At 73.6% G+C, this 15,449-nt stretch carries 18 protein-coding genes; 13 read left to right on the forward strand and 5 right to left on the reverse strand.

The features are described 5' to 3' along the window. Positions 1 to 139: 139 nt before the first annotated feature. Positions 140 to 358 (reverse strand): hypothetical protein, encoded by a 219-nt coding sequence (locus tag AC07BS_RS21210; RefSeq protein WP_478650171.1) that lies wholly within the window; start codon positions 356 to 358, stop codon positions 140 to 142. A 9-nt stretch (positions 359 to 367) separates the two neighbouring features. Continuing rightward, positions 368 to 1,045: a 2-phospho-L-lactate guanylyltransferase gene (gene cofC / locus AC07BS_RS21215; protein ID WP_478650173.1), complete on the reverse strand. Its 678-nt coding sequence runs from the start codon at positions 1,043 to 1,045 to the stop codon at positions 368 to 370. A gap of 142 nt (positions 1,046 to 1,187) precedes the next feature. On the opposite strand from cofC, the gene AC07BS_RS21220 reads away from it, so the two are divergent. Genes AC07BS_RS21220 through AC07BS_RS21230 form a run of 3 tightly spaced genes read left to right on the forward strand, consistent with a single transcriptional unit; the run spans position 1,188 to position 4,151 of the window. Continuing rightward, complete coding sequence (locus AC07BS_RS21220) at positions 1,188 to 1,967, forward strand: lysophospholipid acyltransferase family protein (protein WP_478650175.1); 780 nt, start codon at positions 1,188 to 1,190, stop codon at positions 1,965 to 1,967. Then, positions 1,964 to 2,965, forward strand: a complete 1,002-nt coding sequence (locus AC07BS_RS21225) for an NAD(P)H-dependent glycerol-3-phosphate dehydrogenase (protein ID WP_478650177.1) — start codon at positions 1,964 to 1,966, stop codon at positions 2,963 to 2,965. The genes AC07BS_RS21220 and AC07BS_RS21225 overlap by 4 nt, the downstream gene beginning before the upstream one ends. A 34-nt stretch (positions 2,966 to 2,999) precedes the next feature. Next, on the forward strand, positions 3,000 to 4,151 hold the full coding sequence (locus AC07BS_RS21230; protein ID WP_478933808.1) for a D-alanine--D-alanine ligase family protein: 1,152 nt from the start codon (positions 3,000 to 3,002) through the stop codon (positions 4,149 to 4,151). Positions 4,152 to 4,199: 48 nt separating this feature from the next. Here the strand turns inward: AC07BS_RS21230 and AC07BS_RS21235 are convergent, their stop codons facing one another. Together AC07BS_RS21235 and AC07BS_RS21240 are read right to left on the reverse strand one after the other, a co-directional pair. Further along, positions 4,200 to 4,709 carry a DUF3515 domain-containing protein gene (locus AC07BS_RS21235; RefSeq protein ID WP_478650181.1) on the reverse strand — a complete coding sequence of 170 codons (510 nt, stop codon included), beginning with the start codon at positions 4,707 to 4,709 and terminating at the stop codon, positions 4,200 to 4,202. Between the two features lie 20 nt (positions 4,710 to 4,729). Then, complete coding sequence (locus tag AC07BS_RS21240; protein WP_478650183.1) at positions 4,730 to 4,963, reverse strand: Lrp/AsnC ligand binding domain-containing protein; 234 nt, start codon at positions 4,961 to 4,963, stop codon at positions 4,730 to 4,732. 149 nt (positions 4,964 to 5,112) lie between these two features. Here AC07BS_RS21240 and AC07BS_RS21245 point away from each other — a divergent pair, with 149 nt between their 5' ends. Both AC07BS_RS21245 and thiD read left to right on the forward strand, forming a co-directional pair. After that, positions 5,113 to 6,084 (forward strand): thiamine-phosphate kinase, encoded by a 972-nt coding sequence (locus AC07BS_RS21245; protein ID WP_478650185.1) that lies wholly within the window; start codon positions 5,113 to 5,115, stop codon positions 6,082 to 6,084. Positions 6,085 to 6,108: 24 nt separating this feature from the next. Next, entirely contained in the window at positions 6,109 to 6,897 is a 789-nt protein-coding gene (thiD, locus tag AC07BS_RS21250; protein WP_478650187.1) for a bifunctional hydroxymethylpyrimidine kinase/phosphomethylpyrimidine kinase, read from the forward strand. An 88-nt stretch (positions 6,898 to 6,985) separates the two neighbouring features. Here the strand turns inward: thiD and rpmB are convergent, their stop codons facing one another. Then, complete coding sequence (gene rpmB / locus AC07BS_RS21255; protein WP_015036441.1) at positions 6,986 to 7,171, reverse strand: 50S ribosomal protein L28; 186 nt, start codon at positions 7,169 to 7,171, stop codon at positions 6,986 to 6,988. A 200-nt stretch (positions 7,172 to 7,371) separates the two neighbouring features. On the opposite strand from rpmB, the gene AC07BS_RS21260 reads away from it, so the two are divergent. The 8 genes from AC07BS_RS21260 to rnc all read left to right on the forward strand — a co-directional run bounded on the left by AC07BS_RS21260 (position 7,372) and on the right by rnc (position 15,375). Then, positions 7,372 to 9,093: a DAK2 domain-containing protein gene (locus AC07BS_RS21260; protein ID WP_478933890.1), complete on the forward strand. Its 1,722-nt coding sequence runs from the start codon at positions 7,372 to 7,374 to the stop codon at positions 9,091 to 9,093. Between the two features lie 16 nt (positions 9,094 to 9,109). Further along, entirely contained in the window at positions 9,110 to 11,338 is a 2,229-nt protein-coding gene (gene recG / locus AC07BS_RS21265; protein ID WP_478650189.1) for an ATP-dependent DNA helicase RecG, read from the forward strand. A 118-nt stretch (positions 11,339 to 11,456) separates the two neighbouring features. Further along, a complete protein-coding gene (gene rsmD, locus AC07BS_RS21270) occupies positions 11,457 to 12,056 on the forward strand; it encodes a 16S rRNA (guanine(966)-N(2))-methyltransferase RsmD (RefSeq protein WP_478933812.1) in 600 nt (199 codons plus the stop codon). 26 nt (positions 12,057 to 12,082) lie between these two features. Beyond that, entirely contained in the window at positions 12,083 to 12,562 is a 480-nt protein-coding gene (gene coaD, locus AC07BS_RS21275; RefSeq protein WP_478650383.1) for a pantetheine-phosphate adenylyltransferase, read from the forward strand. 81 nt (positions 12,563 to 12,643) lie between these two features. Further along, complete coding sequence (locus AC07BS_RS21280; RefSeq protein ID WP_478650193.1) at positions 12,644 to 13,549, forward strand: cell division initiation protein; 906 nt, start codon at positions 12,644 to 12,646, stop codon at positions 13,547 to 13,549. Between the two features lie 224 nt (positions 13,550 to 13,773). Further along, positions 13,774 to 14,370, forward strand: coding sequence for a YceD family protein (locus tag AC07BS_RS21285; protein WP_478650195.1), 597 nt, complete (start codon positions 13,774 to 13,776; stop codon positions 14,368 to 14,370). Between the two features lie 2 nt (positions 14,371 to 14,372). After that, entirely contained in the window at positions 14,373 to 14,546 is a 174-nt protein-coding gene (rpmF, locus tag AC07BS_RS21290) for a 50S ribosomal protein L32 (protein WP_086575354.1), read from the forward strand. A 19-nt stretch (positions 14,547 to 14,565) separates the two neighbouring features. Beyond that, positions 14,566 to 15,375: a ribonuclease III gene (gene rnc / locus AC07BS_RS21295; RefSeq protein ID WP_478650197.1), complete on the forward strand. Its 810-nt coding sequence runs from the start codon at positions 14,566 to 14,568 to the stop codon at positions 15,373 to 15,375. Positions 15,376 to 15,449 lie beyond the last annotated feature (74 nt).

A 15,449-nucleotide genomic window follows, 5' to 3' on the forward strand; every position in this document is an offset into this window, starting at 1 on the left:
AGTCGCTTGCCCCTTCTTTCTCCCCTTCCTTACCCCCCCCCCCCCACGAACCCCGCACCCCCCCCCGTCCCCCCTCCCCCCCCCGGGCCCCCCCCCCCGGGGGGGGGGGGGGGCCCCCCCCTCCCCCCCCCCGGTCCCGTCAGAACGTCTGCAGCGTCACCAGGGTCACGCGCCGGTCCGCCACCGGGCCGCCCTCGCCGCCCCCGGCGAACTCGATCCGCACCCGCTGCCCCGGCCGCAGCAGCCGCAGCCCGCCGGCGTCGAACGCCGCCGTGTCGAAGGGCACGGGCGTGCCGTCGTCCAGGAGGACGCTCCCGGAGCGGGTCTGAGGGTCGAAGGTGTACGCGGTGGCCTGCATGCCAGCAGCCTAGTGGGCCGCCCGCCCGCCACCGGCCACGGCCGCCACCGCCGCCGTGCGCGGCCCCACGCCCAGCGCCAGCGCCGCCCGCAGATCCCCCTCGGTGTCCACGTCCCGGCGTACGGAATCCACCCCCGGCAGATCCATCTCATGCGCCCCCGAGGCGCTGTGCCGGGCCCGTGAACGTCCCTCGAACGCCGGAGCCAATTCCGTTCCCGGTGCCGCGGCGAGCAGCGTCGTACCGATTCCCGCGGCATCCGCGAGAAATGCGCGAGGGAATTCCCTGGCGAATTCGAGCACCCGCCCGAGTTCCGTGGGACGCAATGCCGGCAGATCCGCGTTCAGCGTCGCCACCGCGGCCCCGGGGCGGTCCCCGCGGACCGTACGGGCCCCGTGCGCCAATGCCGCGTTCAGCCCGCCGTCCCCCGCCGGCTCGGGCAGTATCCGGGCCCCCAGGGCGGCCAGCCGCTCGCCGGCCAGCGGATCCCGGGTGACGACCACCACATCGCGCACCGCCGCGCACGCCAGCGCGGCGGCCACCGTGTCCTGGGCGAAGGCCAGCGCGAGCGCGGGTCCCGGCAGCCCCCCGGCGCCCGCCCGCAGCCGGCTCTTGGCCAGCATCAGCGGTTTCAGCGGCACCACCAGCGTCCAGACCACATCCGCCCCCTCTCTTCGCTTCGGCCCCATTCTCACCCGCTGCCGCCGCCATGACCGGAACGCGGGGTTACGGTGTTCTCGACAGACCGGGTACCTGGGGCGACACTTGTCCGGCCCCCGGGTGAGCACAAGACCCGCAGCAGCTTCCAGGTCCCGACAGAAGGGTGTCCGAGTGTCCCGCCACAGAATCGGCTTCTGGTACCGCCTCGCGGCGGTGTTGGCGAAACCGCCGCTCGTGGTTCTCTTCAAGCGGGACTGGCGGGGAACGGAGCACATTCCGGCCGACGGCGGATTCATCACCGCGGTCAACCACAACTCCTATCTGGACCCGTTGTCGTACGCCCACTTCCAGTACAACACCGGGCGCGTCCCGCGTTTCCTCGCCAAGGCCGGCCTCTTCAAGGGCAGCTTCGTCGGCGCCATCCTGCGCGGCACCGGACAGATTCCCGTCTACCGGGAATCCGCCGACGCCGCCACCGCCTTCCGGTCCGCCGTGGACGCCATCAACAGGGGCGAATGCGTGGCCTTCTACCCCGAGGGCACCCTCACCCGCGACCCCGACATGTGGCCCATGGAGGGCAAGACGGGCGCCGCCCGCGTCGCCCTGCTCACCAAGGCCCCCGTCATCCCCGTCGCCCAGTGGGGCGCCAACGAGGCCATGCCGCCGTACGCCAAGGAGAAGAAGCTCCGGCTCCTTCCCCGCAAGACGCTCCGGGTGCTGGCGGGCCCGCCCGTCGACCTGAGCGCCTACTACGGCAAGGAACCCACCGCCGAGGTGCTGCGCGAGGTCACCGACCTCATCATGCGGGCCATCACCGACCTCCTCGCCGAACTCCGCGGCGAGGACGCCCCCGCCGAGCCCTACAACCACAGGAAGGCCCTCGCGTCCGCCCGCCGCCGCCAGGCGGAGGGCACGAACGACGCCGGTCGGGCCGAGGAGGACAGCAAGTGACGCGTGTCGCCGTCTACGGCACCGGATCCTGGGGCACCGCCTTCGCGATGGTCCTCGCCGACGCCGGCTGCGAGGTGACCATGTGGGGCCGCAGGGCCGGCCTCGTCGACGCCATCAACACCGGCCGCGTCAACCCCGACTACCTCCCCGGCACCGAGCTCCCCGCGACCGTCCGGGCCACCACCGACCCCGCCGAGGCCGCCGCCGGCGCCGCCTTCGCCGTCCTGGCCGTCCCCTCCCAGACCCTGCGCGGCAACCTCACCGCGTGGGCGCCCCTGCTGCCGTCCGACACCGTCCTCGTCTCGCTGATGAAGGGCGTCGAACTGGGCACGGCCAAGCGCATGAGCGAGGTCATCGAGGAGGTCGCCCAGGTCGGCCCGGACCGCGTCGCCGTCCTCACCGGACCCAACCTCGCCAAGGAGATCGCCGCCCGGCAGCCCGCGGCTGCCGTGGTCGCCTGCCGGGACGAGTCCGTCGCCACCCGCCTCCAGGCCGCCTGCCACACCCCCTACTTCCGCCCGTACACCAACACCGACGTCGTCGGCTGCGAACTGGGCGGCGCCGTGAAGAACGTCATCGCCCTGGCCGTGGGCATCGCCGACGGCATGGGCCTGGGCGACAACGCCAAGGCCTCCCTCATCACCCGCGGCCTCGCCGAGACCACCCGGCTGGGCCTGGCCATGGGCGCCGACGCCCACACCTTCGCCGGCCTCGCCGGCATGGGCGACCTCGTGGCCACCTGCGCCTCGCCGCTCTCCCGCAACCGCACCTTCGGCGCCTGCCTCGGCCGCGGCATGACGCTGGAGGAGACCGTCGCCGTCACCCGGCAGACCGCCGAGGGCGTCAAGTCCTGCGAGTCCGTGCTCGATCTGGCCGGCCGTCACCATGTCGACATGCCGATCACCGAGACGGTCGTGGGCATCGTCCACGAGGGCAAGCCGCCCATGGTGGCCCTCAAGGAGCTCATGTCGCGCAGCGCCAAGCCCGAGCGGCACTGACGCACCCGCTCCCAGCAGGTACGCTCGTCGCGATATGAGCAGCGAGACCTCCCCCCAGAGCACTGCCCGGAAGCCGCGTGTCGCGGTCGTCTTCGGCGGCCGCAGTTCCGAACACGCCATCTCCGTGGTCACCGCGGGCGCCGTCCTGCGCGCCATCGACCGGACCAAGTACGAGGTGCTGCCCATCGGCATCACCCGTGACGGCCGGTGGGCACTGACCGCCGACGACCCGGAGCGGATGGCCATCGCCGGCCGCGAGCTGCCCAGCGTCGAGGACCTCACCGACTCGGCCGACGGCGGCGTCCTGCTGCCCGTCACCACCCCCGGCAGCCGCGAGGTCGTCTACACCGAGCCGGGCGCCGTCCCCAAGGCGCTGGGCGAGGTCGACGTGGTCTTCCCCGTGCTGCACGGCCCCTACGGCGAGGACGGCACCCTCCAGGGCATGCTGGACCTGGCCGGCATCCCCTACGTCGGCGCCGGCGTCCTCGCCTCCGCCGTCGGTCAGGACAAGGAGTACATGAAGCGGGTCTTCATCTCCTTCGGGCTGCCCGTCGGCCCCTACGAGGTGATCCGCCCCCGCGAGTGGGAGACCGACCCGTCGGCCGCCCGCAAGAAGATCGTGGACTTCGCCGGCGAGCACGGCTGGCCGCTGTTCGTGAAGCCCGCCCGCGCCGGCTCCTCCATGGGCATCACCAAGGTCGACGATCTCTCCGGCCTGGACGAGGCCATCGCCGAGGCCCGCCGCCACGACCCGAAGATCCTGGTCGAATCGTTGCTGCGCGGTCGTGAGATCGAGTGCGGCGTGCTCGAGTTCGAGGACGGCCCGCGCGCCAGCGTGCCCGCCGAGATCCCCCCGGTCTCCGCGCACGACTTCTACGACTTCGAGGCCAAGTACATCGACTCCGCCTCCGGCATCGTGCCCGCCCCGCTGAGCGAGGACGAGACCCGCCGGGTCCAGGAGCTGGCCGTCGAGGCCTTCGAGGCCGCCTCCTGCGAGGGACTGGTCCGCGCGGACTTCTTCCTCACCGAGGACGGCGAGTTCGTCATCAACGAGATCAACACCATGCCGGGCTTCACCCCGATCTCCATGTACCCGCGCATGTGGCAGGAGACCGGCGTCAGCTACCCCGAGCTGGTCGACCGGCTCGTCCAGGCAGCCCTGCGCCGCTCCACCGGCCTGCGCTAGGGCACGGCCGGACGGCACCGGGAACACGGCACCGGAAACGGCGACGGATCAGGGCAGAACGCCCACCGGGACCGTCTTCCGGACGGCGTCGGCGAGATCGGTCAGCGCACTGATGTCGCCGGCGCCGCCCACCACCTTCCTGGGCAGCGTCACCTCCACCCACGCCTGCCGCAGCGTCGTGGTGCAGCGCACCGAGCCGTCCGGCTGCCGCTCCGGCAGCCACTCCACACCGTCGATCTCCACCGCATCGGTCGTGGGGTTGTAGTGTTCGGTGCCGGGCGTAAGGATCTTGGGACGCTCCACCCCGCAGCGCAGCGAGATCGCCGGGTCGCCCCACACGGCGGTGAGGTCCGAGACCGGATCGGCGGTACGCCGCCGCCGCCCGTCCACCGCGTCGGGCAACCGCTCGTGCAGCGCCCGGCAGAGCCCGGCCTGCCGCGCCGGCGGTGTGGGCACCGCCAGGCTCGCCCCGTCGTCCGGGGCCGCGCAGGCGGCCGCTGACACGCACAGCAGGGCGAGAGCGGGCAGGCCGAGGGGCCGGCGAAGCGAAGTCTTCACCGGCCGAGCATACGGGGGAGCTAGATGTGGACGACCGGGCAGGTCAGGGTGCGGGTGATCCCGTCCACCTTCTGCACCCGGGCGACCACCATGCGGCCGAGCTCGTCGACGGTGTCCGCCTGGGCGCGCACGATCACGTCGTACGGCCCGGTGACGTCCTCGGCCTGGATCACTCCCTCGATCTTTCCGATGACTTCGGCCACGGTCGACGCCTTGCCGACCTCGGTCTGGATCAGGATGTACGCCTGTACCACGGAACCTCCAAGGGCCGGCTACGAGGATCATGTGGGGAGAAGAGACGCCACGGTACCGCGTCGCCGCACGGCGCGGGGAGACCCGCGCGGCCTGCGCGGCGCGGGAACGGTCACGAACCAGGGCAAGCGACACTCCGAGGAGGAGCTCAGTGAAAGGCACCGTGGGCGAGTTGGGGGAGTTCGGGCTCATCAGAGAGCTGACCTCCCGGCTCACCACCACCCCGGCGGTCCGTCTCGGGCCGGGTGACGACGCCGCGGTGGTCGCCGCGCCCGACCGGAGGGTCGTGGCCAGTACGGACGTGCTCCTGGAAGGCCGGCACTTCCGCCGCGACTGGTCCACCGCCTACGACGTGGGCCGCAAGGCCGCGGCCCAGAACCTCGCCGACATCGCCGCCATGGGCGCCGTCCCCACGGCCGTCCTGCTCGCCCTCGTCGTCCCCGCCGAGCTCCCCGCCACCTGGCCGACCGAGCTGATGGACGGCATCCGCGACGAGTGCCAGGTCGCCGGCGCGGCCGTGGTCGGCGGCGACGTGGTGCGCGGCGAGACGATCACCGTCGCCATCACGGCCCTCGGCGACCTGCGCAACCACGAGCCGGTCACCCGCTCCGGGGCCCGGGCCGGCGACGTCGTCGCCGTCACCGGCTGGCTGGGCTGGTCCGCGGCCGGCCTCGCCGTGCTCTCCCGCGGCTTCCGCTCCCCCCGCGCCTTCGTCGAGGCCCACCGCCGGCCCGAACCGCCGTACCACGCGGGCCCGGCGGCCGCCGCGCTCGGCGCCACCGCCATGACCGACGTCAGCGACGGCCTCATCGCCGACCTCGGCCACATCGCCGAGGCCAGCAACGTCCGCATCGACCTGCGCACCGCCGCCATCGACGTGCCCACGCAGATGTACGACATCGGCCAGGCCGTCGGCGTCGACCCGTTGCAGTGGGTGCTCACCGGGGGCGAGGACCACGCCATCGTCGCCACCTTCCCGGCCGACGTGAAGCTGCCCGCCCGTTGGAAGATCATCGGCGAGGTGGTCAACCCCTCCGCCCTGCCCCAGGTCACCGTCGACGGCGCCCCCTGGGACAAGGCCGGCGGCTGGGACCACTTCGGGGATCTCGAACCCGAGGACTGAGACCCGGCGGGTAGATTCGGCGTCATGCCGATACCCCCACGCGTCCTGACCGTCGCCGGATCCGACTCCGGCGGCGGTGCGGGCATCCAGGCCGACCTGAAGACGATGCTCGCCCTCGGCACCCACGGCATGAGCGTGCTCACCGCCGTCACCGCCCAGAACTCGCGGGGCGTCCAGGGCGCCTGGCCGCTGCCCGCCGAGGTGGTGCGGGCCCAGTTCCGCAGCGTCGTCGACGACATCGGCGTCCAGGCGGTGAAGACCGGCATGCTGGCCTCCGCCGAACTCGTACGGACCGTGGCCGGCCTGCTCGCCGACGTCGAAGCGCCCGTGGTCGTCGACCCCGTCGGCGTCTCCAAGCACGGCGACGCCCTGCTCGCCGCCTCCGCGCTGGAGGCGGTCCGCACCGAGCTCCTGCCGCGCGCCACGGTCGCCACGCCCAACCTGGACGAGGTCGCCTGGCTGACGGGCGTACGCGTCCGCGTGGAGGCGGACCTCAGGCCCGCGGCCGAGGCCGTCCTGGCCCACGGCCCGCGCTGGGCCCTGATCAAGGGCGGCCACCTGGAGGGCGACGCGGTGGACCTCCTCACCGACGGCACCACCGAACTCCTCCTGCGGGCCCCCCGGCACGACAACCGGCACACCCACGGCACGGGGTGCACGCTGGCGTCGGCGATCGCGGCGGGGCTGGCGAAGGGGGCGTCGGTGCCGGAGGCGGTGACGGCGGCCAAGGACTACGTCACGGGCGCGATCGCGGCGGGCTTCCCGCTGGGCGAGGGCATCGGCCCGGTGCACCACGGCTGGCGCTTCCCGTAAGGCGAGAAGCCGGCCGCAAAGGCAAAAAGCCGGCCCCCCGAGGGGGACCGGCTTTTCAAGACGGCGAGGCTGCCGCGCTACTAGCTAGTTAGCGCGAGACCTTGCCGGCCTTGATGCACGAGGTGCAGACATTGAGGCGCTTCGGCGTCCGACCGACCACGGCACGCACACGCTGGATGTTCGGGTTCCAGCGACGGGGCGTACGGCGGTGCGAGTGCGAAATGTTGTTGCCGAAGCCCGGCCCCTTGCCGCAGACGTCGCAGTTGGCAGCCACGGGTCACTCCAAAGACTTCAGATGCACTTACGGGAAATCCCGGCGTGCCGGGTCGTAGGTGACTTGGCTTGCCAGGGGGATGGCCCGACTCTCGTCAGGCAACCGGAGCAGCATACAACGACCGCTCCTGGACAACGAAACTACCATGACCGGCCCGGACCCCGCCCGGCCGGCCCCCGGCGGCCCGGTGCGGGTCTAGTCTGCTCCAGCACCGCCCGCAGCCCAGGAGGAGGACCCACGTGCCGCGAACGCTGGACGCCGATGCGGTACGGACCTGGTGCGCGCTGGCGCTCGACGCGCTGGGCCGGGCCCGCGAGGAGATCGACGCGATCAACGTCTACCCCGTGGCGGACGGCGACACCGGCACCAACCTCTACCTGACCGTCGAATCCGCCGCCCGCGCCGTCGACGCGGTCTTCGACGGCCACGCCACCACCGGCCCCGGCTCCCGCCCCGGCCTCGCCGAGGCCGTCCGGGCGATGGCGCACGGCGCGCTCATAGGGGCCCGCGGCAACTCCGGGACGATCCTCGCCCAGCTGCTGCGCGGCACGGCCGAGGTCCTGGCGGCCGGCGACGAGGGCCGCCGGGGGCCGGACACCGCGGGCGGGGCGCTGCTGTGCCGGGCGCTGAGCCGCGCGGTGGAGTCCGCGTACGAGGGCGTGGCCCGCCCCGTCGAGGGCACCGTGCTCACCGTGGCCGCCGCGGCGGCCGAGGCGGCGGCCGGTACGGCCGGCGACGCCGCCGCCGTCGCCCGCGCCGCCCACGAGGGCGCCCGCGAGGCCCTGGCCGCCACCCCCGGCCAGCTGGAGGTCCTCGGGCGGGCCGGGGTCGTGGACGCCGGCGGCAAGGGCCTCGTCGAGGTGCTGGGCGCGCTGGCCGAGGCCCTGACGGGAGGCAGGCCAGGGCCGGTCCCCGCGGCCGCCGTCGCGGCGGTCCCGGCGCACGACTGGTCGGCCGGCGGCTGCCCGGCGGACCTCGGCGGCGAGGGCGGCGAGGTGCCGTCCGGTTCCGCTCCGGCCTTCGAGGTCATCTATCTGCTGGACGCGGACGACGAGGCCGTCGGCCGGCTGCGGGCCCGGCTGGACGCCCTGGGCGAATCGCTGGTCGTGGTCGGCGGCGACGGCCTGTGGAACGTCCACGTGCACGTCGACGACGCCGGCGCGGCCGTCGAGGCGGGCGTCGACGCCGGGCGGCCGCACCGCATCCGCATCACCCACTTCGCCGGTGCCCGCCAGGAGGCCGGCCGGGTCCGCGAGCGTGCCCAGCGGGCCGTCGTCGCCCTCGTCCCGGGCGAGGGCCTGGCCGAGCTGTGCGCCGACGCCGGCGCCGCGGTCGTCGCCGTACGGCCGGGGGAGCCGCCCGCCAGCGGCGAGCTGGTCGAGGCGATCCGGCGCGCCCACGCCCACGAGGTCGTCCTGCTGCCCAACGACGCCGATCTGCGGCACACGGCCGCCGCCGCGGCCGAGCAGGCCCGCGCCGAGGGCGTACGGGTGGCCCTGATCCCCACCCGCTCCCCGGTGCAGGGCATCGCGGCCCTGGCCGTCCACGAGAGCGACCGCCGCTTCGACGAGGACGTCGTCGCCATGACGTCCGCCGCCGGCGCCACCCGCTACGCCGAGCTCACCGTCGCCGAGCGGCAGTCCTGGACGATGGCCGGCGTCTGCCAGGCCGGGGACGTGCTCGGCCTGATCGACGGGGACGTGGCCGTCATCGGCACCGAGCTGGCCGCCACCGCCGAGACCGTGCTGGACCGGATGCTGGCAGCGGGCGGCGAGATGGTCACCCTGGTGCTCGGCGCCGGGGTCCCCGACGACGTCGCCGACCGTCTGCGGCGGCACGTGCGCCGCGGTCACCTGGCCGTGGACACGGTCGTCTACCACGGCGGGCAGCGCTCCGCGCCCCTGCTCATCGGCATCGAATAGGCCGCACCGGCGGCGGATGGGCCGCGCTGTCGGTGGCGTGGTGTGCAATGGACCCGTGCCCGCGCTCCAGGAACCTCTGAAGAAGACGCTCGGCGGCAACACCGCGAAGGTGCTGGCCGAGCACCTCGGCCTGCACACGGTCGGCGACCTGCTCCACCACTACCCGCGCCGGTACGCCGAGCGCGGCGAGCTGACGCGTCTGGCGGACCTGCCGCTGGACGAGCACGTCACCGTCGTCGCGCAGGTCTCCGACGCCCGGGTGCACAAGTTCAACCACGGCCGGGGCCAGCGGCTGGAGGTGACGCTGACCGACGGCAGCGGCAGGCTCCAGCTGGTCTTCTTCGGCCGGTCGATCTACCACCACCAGAAGGAGCTCGTCCCCGGCCGCCGCGGCATGTTCGCGGGCAAGGTCGGCACGTTCCGCAACGTCCGCCAGCTCTCCCACCCGGCCTACGAGATGCTCGGCGAGGACAGCGGCGCCGACACCGTGGCGGCGTGGGCCGGGCAGCTGATCCCGCTCTACCCGGCCTGCTCGCAGATGGAGTCCTGGAAGATCTCCAACTGCCTCGACGTCGTGCTCGCCTCCATGGAGGCCTCCGGCTGGGCCGAGGTCGCCGATCCGCTGCCGGCCGCGCTGCGCGAGGGCCGCGGTCTGCTGCCCCTGCCCGAGGCCTTCCGCAAGGTCCACCGGCCGCGTACCAAGGCCGACCTCGAGGACGCCCGGCAGCGGTTGAAGTGGGACGAGGCCTTCGTCCTCCAGGTCGCCCTCGCCCGCCGCCGGCACGCTGATTCCCAGCTGCCGGCCGTGGCCCGCAAGCCCGCCGAGGGCGGACTGCTCGACGCCTTCGACGCCCGGCTGCCGTTCACCCTCACCGACGGCCAGCGCACGGTCTCCGCGGAGATCTTCGGCGACCTGGCCACCGAGCACCCCATGCACCGCCTCCTCCAGGGCGAAGTGGGCTCCGGCAAGACCATGGTGGCCCTGCGCGCGATGCTCGGGGTGGTGGACGCGGGCGGCCAGGCCGCGATGCTGGCGCCCACCGAGGTGCTCGCCCAGCAGCACCACCGGTCGATCACGGAGATGATGGGCGACCTCGCCGAGGGCGGCATGCTCGGCGGCGCCGACCAGGGCACCAAGGTGGTGCTGCTCACCGGCTCCATGGGCGCCGCCGCCCGCCGGGCGGCACTGCTCGACCTGATCACCGGCGAGGCGGGCGTCGTCGTCGGGACCCACGCCCTGATCGAGGACAAGGTCCAGTTCCACGACCTGGGTCTGGTCGTGGTCGACGAGCAGCACCGCTTCGGCGTCGAGCAGCGCGACGCCCTGCGCTCCAAGGGCAAGCAACCGCCGCACCTGCTGGTGATGACCGCCACTCCCATCCCGCGCACGGTCGCCATGACCGTCTTCGGTGACCTGGAGACGTCCGTCCTGGACCAGCTGCCCGCCGGCCGCTCGCCCATCGCCACCCATGTGGTCCCCGCCAAGGACAAGCCCCACTTCCTGGCCCGCGCCTGGGAGCGGGTCCGCGAGGAGGTCGAGGGCGGCCACCAGGCGTACGTGGTGTGCCCGCGCATCGGCGACGAGGAGGACGCCCCGAAGAAGAAGTCCGCCGGGGACGAGGCGGAGCGCCGTCCTCCGCTGGCCGTGCTCGACGTCGCCGAGGAGCTCTCCCGGGGCCCGCTCGCCGGGCTGCGGGTGGAGGTGCTGCACGGCCGGATGCAGCCCGAGGCGAAGGACGACGTGATGCGCCGCTTCGCGGCCGGCGAGGTGGACGTCCTGGTCGCCACGACGGTCATCGAGGTCGGTGTGAACGTCCCCAACTCCACCGTGATGGTGATCATGGACGCGGACCGGTTCGGCGTCTCCCAGCTGCACCAGCTCCGCGGCCGGGTGGGCCGTGGCGCGGCGCCCGGCCTGTGCCTGCTGGTCACCGAGGCGTTCGAGGCGAGCCCGGCCCGGGCCCGGCTGGGCGCGGTGGCCGCCACCCTCGACGGCTTCGAGCTCTCCCGCATCGACCTGGAGCAGCGCCGCGAGGGCGATGTGCTCGGCCAGGCGCAGTCGGGCGTGCGCTCCTCGCTGCGCATGCTCGCGGTCATCGACGACGAGGAGGTCATCGTGGCGGCCCGCGAGGAGGCCGCGGCGGTCGTCGCCGCCGACCCGGAGCTGGCGCGCCTGCCCGAGCTGCGCACGGCGCTGGACGCGCTGCTGGACAAGGAGCGCGAGGAGTTCCTGGAGAAGGGCTGAGCCCGGGAGACCCGTGGGGGACCGGTCCGTGGGGACGGCGCACCGCCGACGGCATACGCTTTCCGGGGGCACCTTCCGCCGCCCCGTCCCACCACACCGCGAAGGACTTCCGAGACCCATGACCCGCGTGATCGCCGGCGCCGCCGGCGGACGCCGCCTGGCCGTGCCGCCCGGCACCGGCACCCGCCCCACCTCCGACCGGGCGCGCGAGGGCCTGTTCTCCACCTGGGAGTCCCTGCTGGGCACCCTGGGGGGCGCCCGCGTGCTGGATCTCTACGGCGGCTCGGGCGCCGTCGGCCTGGAGGCGCTCTCGCGCGGCGCGGAGCACGTGCTGCTGGTCGAGGCGGACGCCCGCGCGGTCCGGGTGATCCGCGACAACGTGCGCGCGGTGGGCCTGCCGGGCGCCGAGGTGCGCACGGGCCGGGCGGAGCAGGTGATCGCCGGGGCACCGCCGGCGGACGCGTACGACGTGGTCTTCCTCGACCCGCCGTACGTGGTCGACGACGACGCGCTCCGCGAGATCCTGCTCACACTCCGCACCCGGGGCTGGCTCACGGACGACGCTTTGATCACTGTGGAGAGGAGCACGCGCGGCGGGGAATTCGGATGGCCGGAGGGGTTCGAGGCGCTGAGGGCCCGTCGTTACGGCGAGGGAACGCTTTGGTACGGTCGCGCCGCTTCGGCGTGCACCACCGGATCGGGAACGGGCACGTCATGAATGGACCGGAGAGCGAGGAATCACCGTTGCGCCGCGCCGTCTGTCCGGGGTCGTTCGACCCCGTCACCAATGGACACCTCGACATCATCGCCCGCGCGTCGCGCCTGTACGACGTCGTGCACGTCGCGGTGATGATCAACAAGTCGAAGCAGGGCCTCTTCACCGTCGACGAGCGGATAGAGCTGCTGCGGCAGGTCACCGCCGAGTACGGCAATGTGGAGGTGGAGTCCTTCCACGGCCTGCTCGTCGACTTCTGCAAGCAGCGGGACATCCCGGCGATCGTCAAGGGCCTGCGGGCGGTCAGCGACTTCGACTACGAGCTCCAGATGGCCCAGATGAACAACGGCCTCTCGGGCGTCGAGACGCTGTTCGTGCCCACCAACCCCACCTACAGCTTCCTGTCCTCCAGTCTGGTCAAGGAGGTCGCGGCCTGGGGCGGCGACGTCTCCCACCTGGTGCCGCCGCTGGTGCTCCGGGCACTGAACGAGCGGCTGGAGAAGCACTGACGAACTGACCTTGCGTCAGTTCCTGCCGGGCGGGGCCCGCCGGCCCTACAGTCGTCCCGTTCGTGCCGTCGGCCCCGGGAGGTGGCGAGCGTCACCGTGGACGTCCAGAAGAAGCTCGACGAGATCGTCGCGACCGTCGCCGCCGCCCGCGCCCTGCCCATGTCGGCCTCCTGCGTCCTCCATCGCGGCGAGCTGCTCGCCCGGCTGGAGGAGATCAGGGCCGGCCTGCCCGGCTCCCTGGCCCGCGCCGAGGAGGTCATCGGTGACCGGGAGCGGCTGGTCGCCGAGGCCCGCGAGGAGGCCGAGGGAATCCTGCGGGCCGCCCGGGACCGGTGCGGTTCGCTGATCTCCGACACCGAGGTCGCCCGCGAGGCCCGGGAGGAGGCGGGGCGCATCCTGGAGGAGGCCCGCCGCGAGGCCGCCGGCGTCCGCGCCGGGGCCGACGACTACGCGGACGGCCGGCTCGCCCACGCCGAGGCCGTGCTCACCAAGGCCATGGGCGCCCTCGACCGCGACGCCCGGGCGCGCACCACGACGCGCGAGGCGTCGGCCGCGCTGGCCGAGACGCTCCGGGCGGTCGGCCGCGGCCGCGAGAAGCTGCTGGCGGGCCGCCCCGACGAGGAGCTGGCGGCGCATCTGGCCGTCCAGGACCACGTGCCGGGCCCCCGTCCCGTCGCCGACGCCGACTTCCTCGCGGGTCTCGCCGCCGCCCAGGAGCCCTCTCCCGTCCCATCGGCCCCCCTGGTGCCGGAGGCCGCCGCGGCGGCCGGAGGGACGGCGCCGGGGGACTGGACGGGCCATCCAGCGCCGGCCTTCGACTACGCCGTCCAGGACCCGTACGCCGCCGGCCCCCATCCACCCCAGCTGGATCCCTACGCGGTCCCCGGCGGCTACCCCCAGCAGCCGGACCCGTACGCCTGGCCGGTCCAGGAGGCCGCGCACCCGCCGTACGGGGAGGCGGCCGGGCCGTACGGGCAGGGGGGCTGACCCCGGGCGGACCCGGGCCGAGCCTCCGTTCCCGGCCGTTCCGTCCCGTTCGCACGGGTCCGGATTGGGCCCACGGCGGCCCGTCCAGTATCCTGGCTCTTCGGTCGCGTGTACGTCCGCGATCCGGGCTGCCCTCCGCGCGTTCAGCGCCCGGGGGCCGGCCGTCACCGCAGCGTAGAAAGCAGGAAGCCCTGAACGCCCGCCTCGATCCCCGCAACCCTCTCGTGTTCGACACACGCGAGCTGGGCCGGCGTCCCGGCGCGCTGAAGCGGGTCTCCCGTTCCGTCCCGGCCCCCGCCGACCTCGGTATCGAGGTCATCGGTGTCGCCGAGAACGCCGCGGTGGAGCTCGACCTCCGCCTGGAGTCGGTCATGGAAGGGGTGCTTGTCACAGGCACCGCCCGTGCGCCGCTCTCGGGGGAGTGCGTAAGGTGTCTGGAGCCGCTGGAGCGAGAGCTCGAAGCGGACTTCCAGGAGATGTTCTCCTACCCCGACGCCGACGCCCGTGGCCGCATCGCGGAGACGGACGACGACGCCGAGGACGACGAGGAGGACACGCTCTTCCTCGAGGACGACCTGTTCGACCTCGAACCCGTGCTGCGGGACGCGGTGGTGCTCTCACTGCCGCTGCAGCCGGTGTGCCAGGAAGACTGCCCCGGCCTGTGCTCCGACTGCGGAGCGCGGCTGGCGGACGACCCGGACCACCACCACGATGCCGTCGACATTCGTTGGGCGGCACTGCAGGGACTCGCCGGATCCGAGATGGACGGCGAGAAGGACAACGCACCCCGCTCCGGCGGGGATGACACACAGGAGAAGTAGCCGTGGCTGTTCCGAAGCGGAAGATGTCGCGCAGCAACACGCGCCACCGCCGGTCGCAGTGGAAGGCTGCGGTCACCCCCCTGGTGGCGTGCGAGCGCTGCCACGAGCCGAAGCAGCAGCACATCGCGTGCCCCAGCTGCGGCACCTACAACAAGCGCCAGGTCCTCGCGGTCTGATCGGCGGGTGACAGGCTTCATGTCGGACGCCAGTACGCCGTCCCGCAGCCGCGGGCATGAACCGGCGCCGGTGGACACGGCCTCGTCCCACACGCTTCTGGAAGGGCGGCTCGGGTACCAACTCGAGACCGCCCTTCTGGTGCGTGCGCTGACGCACCGGTCCTACGCGTACGAGAACGGCGGTCTGCCCACCAATGAGCGGCTGGAGTTCCTCGGGGACTCCGTGCTGGGCCTGGTGGTCACGGACACGCTCTACCGCACCCACCCCGACCTGCCCGAGGGCCAGCTGGCCAAGCTGCGGGCCGCGGTGGTCAACTCCCGTGCGCTGGCGGAGGTCGGCCGCGGCCTGGACCTCGGCGCCTTCATCCGGCTCGGCCGGGGCGAAGAGGGCACCGGCGGCCGGGACAAGGCTTCGATCCTCGCCGACACCCTGGAGGCGGTCATCGGGGCGGTCTATCTCGACCAGGGTCTCGAGGCGGCGGCGGAGCTGATCCACCGGCTCTTCGACCCGCTGATCGAGAAGTCCTCGAACCTCGGCGCCGGCCTGGACTGGAAGACCAGCCTCCAGGAGCTGACCGCCACCGAGGGTCTCGGGGTGCCGGAGTACCTGGTCTCCGAGACCGGTCCGGACCACGAGAAGACCTTCACGGCTGCTGCCCGCGTCGGTGGTGTCGCGTACGGCACCGGCACCGGCCGCAGCAAGAAGGAAGCCGAGCAGCAGGCGGCCGAGTCCGCCTGGCGCGCCATCAACAGCGCGGCGGAAGCACGCGCCGCGGCCGCGAAGGCGGACGCCGGTGGCGCCGCCGACGCACGGGGCGCGTCCCGCTGACGCACCCGGCTCATCCCTGACCTCCGGGCGGGTCCCGCACCAGCGGGCCCGCCCGGACGTCGTGACACCCCCTG

Source organism: Streptomyces sp. NPDC044063 (assembly GCF_056434285.1).